The organism is Sulfitobacter sediminilitoris (assembly GCF_010667575.1).
Taxonomy (GTDB): Bacteria; Pseudomonadota; Alphaproteobacteria; order Rhodobacterales; family Rhodobacteraceae; genus Sulfitobacter; species Sulfitobacter sediminilitoris.
Genome location: NZ_JAABNT010000057.1, coordinates 1 through 4,301, shown reverse-complemented (window position 1 = coordinate 4,301; position 4,301 = coordinate 1). Strand labels below are relative to the sequence as shown.

The window sequence follows — 4,301 nt, the reverse complement described above, 5'->3', positions numbered from 1 at the left end:
TCGCCATGTGGATCAATCAGGCAAAAGCCAAAGCCGCACGCTGCATCCTGCAGGGCGAGGTTGGCCAGCAGTGTCGACTTGCCCGTCCCTGTCTGACCCACAACATGCAAATGCATCAACCGATCAGCAAGGCGTATGCCAAAGGGAAAGTTGCCGTACCGGCTCTGCGCAAGGCCCAGTGTGCTCACAATCTCCGAGACAGGTTTCATGCGGAAATTGTCCTGCGGGGGCACCCAAACCGCTAGGTGCACCCGATCGCTGTAACGTCTGAAGTCGCTCAATACCGTCTGGGCGCGTGGGTCAATTATCGCCAATCGATGCCTTGCACACACTGAGAGGACCTGCGCAAAACGGCGGCGACCCATCAAACCGGACACTCATGTTTCGCGCAGAGAACGACCGGAACGAGCCCATCTTGACCGGTGCTGCGCTTGTAGCGAATGGCCACTGTGTGAGTGCCGCCAAAAAAGGCCAGAGTTCTAGGCTCTGCTTGGGCCCTTTCCAACGCGCGGGTGCGCGCGTGTACCGTCTGACAATCCGATACAAAGCAGAATTTCGTCGGCGCGTGGGGCGTCGGGCACGCAGATCGTCATCGTGTCGATGTAATCGAAGGACCATGCCTCGTCTTTGTGGCCCATTGGCAAATCAATGCTGGCCCCCACGGCTCCGACCTTGTGGTTGGATGGCATCAGGGATGCCCCTCCCCCGATAGCTGCACGCACGGGTTTGCCGAGCGCCGGGTGCAGCACGGCTGCGCCATGTTCCATCGCGCCGGAAGCTCCGACAAGGGCAGCCTTCCCATAGCAAAGTGCCCGCCCCTCCAACATGATCACCAGTTTTTCCGTCAGAGATTGGCCAAGCTGCGCGCTCAGGTCGAAAAGCGCCGCCAGGTCCGTTTGAGCGATGCCTGCGAAAGGGTTCTTGACGACGGCCATCGCAGCAACCCGCGTGATCGGTGCGCAAGCTTGGCCCATCTCATCTGCGGTGATGATTTCCTTCGTGAAAACCGTTTTCCGAACGTCCATGACTATGCTTCCTTTGCCAAGCCCGCGCGGGGCACGTTTTTGATGTATTGGAACGCGAGACCAAGTGGGACCACGGCGGCAAAGAGCAGCATCGCGAGCCACATGGGCCCCTGCGCATTGCCTGTGGCGTCGAGAATGGCGCCTGCCACGGGCGGTGTGACCAACATGATCGCATAGTAAACGGTGAAGAAGATGCCCATTCCGAAGGCCCGGACCTGGGGCCGCATAGCTTGGCCTGCCATGGCCATAATCACCCCGGCCGGGGCCATGCCGATCAAGCCGAAAAGCACGCTTGCACCAAAGCCGGCACCGGGCACGCCGAGCAGTAAGAGCGCGGCAATGGCCCCGCCCATGCAGACCGTCAAAACGACATTTCGCCCGCCGAAACGGTCCACGATCTGCCCGCAGACCGCTCCGGATGCGATCATAATCCAACTGCCGATGCTGATGATACCGGCCGCCGCGATGGCGGACTGGCCCAGGCCTTCAAGCACCTTTGGCCCGAAGGACAGATAGGTGACGTAGGCCGCGTTGAAGACACCCCAGGCGGCGGCGGCACAGAAAACCAATAGCCATTCCTGCCGTGTCATCTTCGCGCGCGGCCCGCCTTTGGCATGTGGAAGATCATGTGGCGCCCGGTAGAAGACAAACACCCCAAGGGCTGCAATCAAACAATAGATCGAGGCGACCTGAAACGGAACTTGCCAGCCAAACTCATGGGCAAGCCATGCGTGGCCGACCTGGCCCATGGCGATACCGAAAGGCCAACTCATGACAAGGATGCTCATGGCGGTCGCAATTTCGCGGCCCTCAAACCAGTCTGCGACCATCTTCGTCAGATACAGCATCGAGAATAGAAATCCGGCCCCGGCAAGGATGCGACCCAAGCCGAGGCCCCAGCTTTCGCTCGCCAAGGACGACACGGCCCCACCCAAAGCCAAAGCGCCCAACCCAAAGACCACCATGATGCGGTCAGAAACGTAGCGCGCCCAATAACCTGCGGGCATGGCCAGAACCAAACCGGGGGCCATGAACAGCCCGATCATGAGACCGATGCCCACATAGTCGAGCCCGAAGGCGACGATGAGATCGTCGCCAACGGAGGCCACTGTCTGAAACTGAAACCCAAGTCCGATGCGGGCCAGAAACAGCAGGCCAAGGATGCGCCAGCGCATCATGCCCAGCCAAGCCCGCGCAGGGCGTGCACGTCATTCCAGATCTTGGTCATATGGCTGATCTTGTCGCCGTTGAACTGCATGATATAGGCGTAGTCCGAGACCACGGATTTCCCCGTCGGTGGCACGGGTCCGCCATCACCTGTCTGGGTGCCGTGGAATTCGGCAGTCGCGACAACGGTGCCGCGCGCCTCATCTGCCGAGAAGCCGGTCAGCTTGTAACGGCCATCCGGCACAGGCGTAAAAAGCCCCTTCATCCAGTCGGCATAGGCAGCGAGGGTTACCGTATCCGCCAATGCATCCGCCTGACAAGAAAAGGTTGCCCCCTCCTGGCAAAAGGCCTTGCAGCCGTCCCATCCCTGCCCCGTTTCGCAAGCCTCGAAAAATGCGGTCGCCGTTTCGCAATGTGTCATCTGTCACTCCTCCGTGTTGATCTAATGGTCTCATCCTAGGCCAGCAGCCGGGACGCCGGGTATCATGCAGATGCGGTAAAATCGGGCGTCAGCGTGCAGTATTCAAACTACAGCATTTGCAGGATTGCTTATTGAACGCGTTCTCACCACACTTCATCCAAGTCATTATTTTTGGGAGAGTTCTCAGATGTCAGAGCGGGCCGATCTCAGCCAAAGGGAAGTGCAGATCGCGCAGGCCTATGCAGGCGGGCAGACCTATCAGTCGATCGCCGATACCTTGTGTATCGCTCCCAGCACGGTCCGCACGCACCTGGCAACCATCTATCGCAAACTGGAAGTGTCCTCAAAGCTGGAATTGGCGACCCGGCTGAAGGGCGAAGTGCCAGAACCCCGCAGCCCATCGGAACTGGCAATGGTTGTGTCGGAATTGGCGCTGAGTCTGGAAGAAGCCATCAGCCGTGAAAAAACACTGAGCGAGGTTTTGCGGATCATCAGCGCCGCACAGGGCGACCTGGAAGCTGTGATGCCTTTGATCCTGACCCACGCCCTTGAGCTTTGCGATGCGGAATTTGGAATCCTGTTCGAATATCAACAGGACAGCAGATTTCTTGCCAACCACACTATGGGAATTCCGAGACCGTTCGAGGCGTGGCTTGACGATCAAGGTGTCTTTGCGGTCAGCCCCGAAACGGGCCTGGGCCGAATGGATGGGCAGCGAACGGTCATCAATATCATCGATGTCAAATCCGAAGCAATTTACCGGACGGAGGATCCCTTGCGTCATGCCACTGCGGATCTCGGCGGGGCGCGATCCTTTGTTGCGATCCCGATGCTTGCCGGAGACACTCTTGTTGGCGCGTTCACTATCTATCGCCAGACTGTTCGTCCTTTTTCCGATGAAAGCACCCGGCTTGCCCAGCTGTTTGCGGCCCAAAGCGTGATCGCGCTGGAAAACGCCCGCATGATTAAAGCCATACAACAGGCCACTCCGTGACCGAAGAGCCGCCGGAGGTGAGCGGGCTCGGTCATCGCGAGAGCCAAATCGCGCGAGACTATGCAAGCGGCGAAAGCTATCAGCAGATAGCGGACCGGCTGTGTCTTGCGCCGTCCACGGTGCGGACCCATCTGGCGGCGATCTATCGGAAACTGGGCGTGTCATCAAAACTGGACCTGCGCGACAGGCTTGGCGCTGGCGCATTACATGGCGGGTCGCTTCGAGACCGCAATTGAATGGGCCGACCGCGCCATACACCGCATGCCGAGTGGGTTCTTCGCACATTTCGTTCTTGCCGCCAGCCACATCGCGCTTGGCCACGAAAAAGAGGCTGCTTTGGCTGTGAAAGCTGCTCTGGATGCGCTGCCCGGAATCGGTGTTCAAGACCTAGATCGTGTTCCTTTGAAAGATCCAGAAAAAATGAGCGCGCTGCGCGAGCGTTTGCTCAAGGCGGGTTTTCCCAAGTGACTTGAGGTGTGCGGTAGCTGCCATTGGGGCTGCCGCGGCGTAAGTCGGCTTCGTCCCGCGTTGCCAACACTAGCGCATCTTGCCGCGAAGGTCGGGAGTGAGCCGATTGTGTTGAAAAACTCTTTGATTTGGACAGGTCTTCTTGAACTATCGCTTTGATTTCTTTTGGATGTCGAGGTCTGCCTTTCACCTCATCCTATTGTGGGCAGCATGGGCTTGAGCTTCG

General features: G+C 58.7%; 7 protein-coding genes. 3 read left to right on the top strand and 4 right to left on the bottom strand.

Annotated elements, in window-relative coordinates; translation table 11 throughout:
- The 4 genes from GV827_RS22995 to GV827_RS22980 form a co-directional block, all read right to left on the bottom strand.
- On the bottom strand, positions 1–209 hold a 209-nt coding region (locus tag GV827_RS22995), incomplete at its 3' end, for a helicase HerA domain-containing protein (RefSeq protein ID WP_328823212.1).
- A 270-nt stretch (positions 210–479) separates the two neighbouring features.
- Positions 480–1,025 (bottom strand): amino acid synthesis family protein, encoded by a 546-nt coding sequence (locus GV827_RS22990; RefSeq protein WP_164356631.1) that lies wholly within the window; start codon positions 1,023–1,025, stop codon positions 480–482.
- Positions 1,026–1,027: 2 nt separating this feature from the next.
- A complete protein-coding gene (locus GV827_RS22985) occupies positions 1,028–2,203 on the bottom strand; it encodes an MFS transporter (RefSeq protein ID WP_235930705.1) in 1,176 nt (391 codons plus the stop codon).
- Complete coding sequence (locus tag GV827_RS22980; protein WP_164356629.1) at positions 2,200–2,613, bottom strand: ester cyclase; 414 nt, start codon at positions 2,611–2,613, stop codon at positions 2,200–2,202. Before GV827_RS22980 ends, GV827_RS22985 begins: the two co-directional genes overlap by 4 nt.
- Before the next feature lie 187 nt (positions 2,614–2,800).
- Between GV827_RS22980 and GV827_RS22975 the strand changes: the two genes are divergently transcribed.
- Genes GV827_RS22975 through GV827_RS22965 form a run of 3 tightly spaced genes read left to right on the top strand, consistent with a single transcriptional unit; the run spans position 2,801 to position 4,075 of the window.
- A complete protein-coding gene (locus tag GV827_RS22975; RefSeq protein ID WP_164356628.1) occupies positions 2,801–3,607 on the top strand; it encodes a LuxR C-terminal-related transcriptional regulator in 807 nt (268 codons plus the stop codon).
- Positions 3,604–3,843: a response regulator transcription factor gene (locus GV827_RS22970; RefSeq protein WP_328823211.1), complete on the top strand. Its 240-nt coding sequence runs from the start codon at positions 3,604–3,606 to the stop codon at positions 3,841–3,843. Before GV827_RS22975 ends, GV827_RS22970 begins: the two co-directional genes overlap by 4 nt.
- The gene (locus tag GV827_RS22965; RefSeq protein WP_164356626.1) at positions 3,797–4,075 is read left to right on the top strand and encodes a tetratricopeptide repeat protein; all 279 of its coding nucleotides are present in this window, start codon (positions 3,797–3,799) and stop codon (positions 4,073–4,075) included. The genes GV827_RS22970 and GV827_RS22965 overlap by 47 nt, the downstream gene beginning before the upstream one ends.
- Positions 4,076–4,301 lie beyond the last annotated feature (226 nt).